This window comes from Bradyrhizobium sp., from assembly GCF_036009065.1.
Taxonomy (GTDB): Bacteria; Pseudomonadota; Alphaproteobacteria; order Rhizobiales; family Xanthobacteraceae; genus Bradyrhizobium.
Genome location: NZ_DASYMN010000408.1, coordinates 1 through 2553 on the forward strand (window position 1 = coordinate 1; position 2553 = coordinate 2553).

Below are 2553 nucleotides of genomic sequence, written 5' to 3' on the forward strand. Positions count from 1 at the left end.
GGAGTAATTCCCCCACCGACCAGGCGCGAACTAACGAACTGACCTTCTGACCCACGTAAAGTCCTATTCCTTGGTGTCAGAGGATTTATTGAGAACAGATGGTTCCAATCGTCCAATACCATTCGCCAGCGGCGCCACAAACCGGCGTAATTTCTTCGGCCGGTAACAAAGCCGCTGCCGCTCGTTTCGGTTTTTATATAGATGCGTAGCAAAAGCTCGGCGAATTCAACCTCCAAAGCGAACAGTATCGGCGTTTGATGTCTCGCGCCCGCTGGCCAGTTTGGCAAGCAGGCTGTTGAAGGCCTCGTTCGGCGTGGCGTAGTCGAGTGTCTTCCTGGGCCGATCGTTGAGGCAGGCGGCCACCAGGTCGAGGTCGTTCTGGCCCAGCCCGGCCAGGGAACTGCCCTTCGGCAGGTCCTGGCGCAGCAGGCCGTTGGTGTTCTCGTTGGCGCCCCGCTGCCAGGGTGAGTGCGGGTCGGCGAAGAAGATGCGCATGCCGGTCTGCGCGGCCAGGCCTGCATGGCCAGCCATTTCCTTGCCCTGGTCGTAGGTCAGCGTCTTGCGCAGCGGGGCGGGGATGGCGTTCAGCGCGCCGGCAAAGGCCGAGGCTGCGACCTCGGCCTTGCGGGTCGGCATATGCACCAGCACGACCAGACGGGTGGTGCGCTCCACCAGCGTGCCCACGGCGCTGGCGCCCCCGGCCCCGAGGATGAAATCGCCCTCCCAGTGCCCCGGCACCAGGCGGCCCTCAATCTCCTCAGGCCGCTCCTTGATGTTGGTCATGTTGCAGAGCTTGCCGCGCCGTTCGGAACCCTTCGGCTTGCGGCCTCGCACTGGCTTGGCCTGGCGCAGATAGGACAACAGCTCGCGCCGCAGTTCGCCACGCGGCAGAGCATAGAGCGCGGTGTAGATCGCCTCGTGCGAGACCCGCAGGCCGGAAGGCTGCTCCATGCCATTCTCAATCCGTTTGCGCCGACCCGAGATCTGCTCAGGCGACCAACCAAGCCGCAATAGACCGGCGATCTCGGCGAACAGCGGCCCATCCGGCATCAGCCGCGGCTTGCGGCCGGACCGGCGGCGGCTGGCCGCGGCATCCACTTCGGCCGTTGCCGCCAGGTAGCCCGCGGCATCGCCGTGCCGCCCGATCTCATCGCAGATCGTGCCCGACGAGCGGCCCAGCTCCCGCGCGATCAAGCGGATGCTCCAGCCGTCCCGCCGCCGCAACTCGATGATCGTGCGATCAACCACCGTCAGCCGACGTCTCTGAACTGCCATCGCACCACCGTAAACCTTTCAGGGCAACGCTGGTGTTCGCTACGAAACTCGAATCCGCCGCCCGTTTGAAAAGGCTCGACCGCCACAAAATCTTGGGCCGTTGCGGCCTGCAATGCGCTAGCTGTTGCATCCGGTGACCTTTTTCAAACGGGCTCTAAAATACTGTCTCAAAAACCTCCGGACACTGTTAAGGAAATAAACCTCGGACGGGTGGGCAGGGAGGCTACGCTGCCTTTGGGACGAGCATGACATCGTAGCCCAGGTTGCTCAGGCGCTGGACCAGCCTGGCGGTGGAGCGCTTGCGGGCGACCTGGTCGAGATAGCTCTCGCCAAGGTCGCGGAAAGCCTCGCCCGTGCTCAGCATGTGGAACGCGGCGATGAGCAGCTTGTGCGCGATGGCCATGATCGCCCGCACCGGGCCGCGGCGGGCACGCAGGCGGTTGTACTTGTCGCGGTAGTAGCTGCCCTTGGTCCGCACCGCGGCGGCGGCGGCGAACAGCGCGGACTTGAGGAACACGTTGCCCCGGCGCGTGCCGGTGCCCTTCGGTTTGCCGGCACTTTCATAGTTGCCCGGTGCGACCCCGCCCTCCGCTGGCATTCCACTGGCTTCGCCAGCGGAACCTTCGCCAGCTCCGCCCATGCGGCCAGCCGGCGTGCGCTGGCGAACACGTCCATGTCGGCGCCGATCTCGGCGATGATGGACGCCGCCGTGACCCAGTCCACGCCGGGGATCTGCATCAGCAGCCGGTGCTGCGCCTGATAGGGCTCAAGCTGAGCCTTGATGCGGGCGTCGAGTGCTTCCAGGTCCTGATCGATCGTCCCTAAGGTGCGCAGCTGCATGCCGAGCAGGAAACGCTGGTGCTCGCGCATGCGGCCGTCGAGCGCGGCCTCGAGGGCTGCGTGCTTGCACCGCATCCGCCCGCGCGCCAGGCCCGCCATCTCGGAAGCGTTGTTCGTGCCGGCGGCGAGCGCCTCCAGCATGGCCATGCCCGAGACGCCGAACACGTCGCTGGCCACGCCCGAGAGCTTGATGTTGGCGCCCTCCAGCAGCTTCAGAACCCGGTTGCGCCCCGCCGTGCGCGTCTCGATCAGGGTGCGCCGGTGCCGCACCAGCTCGCGCAGGTCGCGGATCGCCGGCGGGGGCACGAAGCTCTTGGCGACCAGGCCGTGGCGCACCAGCTGCGCGATCCACTCAGCGTCCTTCACGTCGGTCTTGCGGCCGGGCACGTTCTTGATGTGATGCGCGTTGCCGACGATCAGTTCGAAGTGGCCTTCCAG

2 protein-coding genes and 2 pseudogenes are annotated in these 2553 nt (G+C 65.8%); all 4 read right to left on the reverse strand.

Translation table 11 applies throughout. The features are described 5' to 3' along the window. Window positions 1–225 precede the first annotated feature (225 nt). Window positions 226–1275: an IS30 family transposase gene (locus VGP39_RS24710; protein WP_327570712.1), complete on the reverse strand. Its 1050-nt coding sequence runs from the start codon at window positions 1273–1275 to the stop codon at window positions 226–228. A 223-nt stretch (window positions 1276–1498) separates the two neighbouring features. After that, on the reverse strand, window positions 1499–1678 hold the full coding sequence (locus VGP39_RS24715) for a hypothetical protein (protein ID WP_327570713.1): 180 nt from the start codon (window positions 1676–1678) through the stop codon (window positions 1499–1501). A gap of 99 nt (window positions 1679–1777) precedes the next feature. Beyond that, a pseudogene (locus tag VGP39_RS28230) lies at window positions 1778–1915 on the reverse strand (hypothetical protein); the annotation flags it as partial. Further along, window positions 1906–2553: pseudogene (locus tag VGP39_RS24720) on the reverse strand (IS110 family transposase); the annotation flags it as partial. The pseudogenes VGP39_RS28230 and VGP39_RS24720, both read right to left, overlap by 10 nt.

Bases quoted from the DNA above. Each gene is read 5' to 3' on its own strand.
- VGP39_RS24710 (WP_327570712.1), bottom strand. From the start codon at position 1,275: ATGGCAGTTCAGAGACGTCGGCTGACGGTGGTTGATCGCACGATCATC.
- VGP39_RS24715 (WP_327570713.1), bottom strand. From the start codon at position 1,678: ATGGCCATCGCGCACAAGCTGCTCATCGCCGCGTTCCACATGCTGAGC.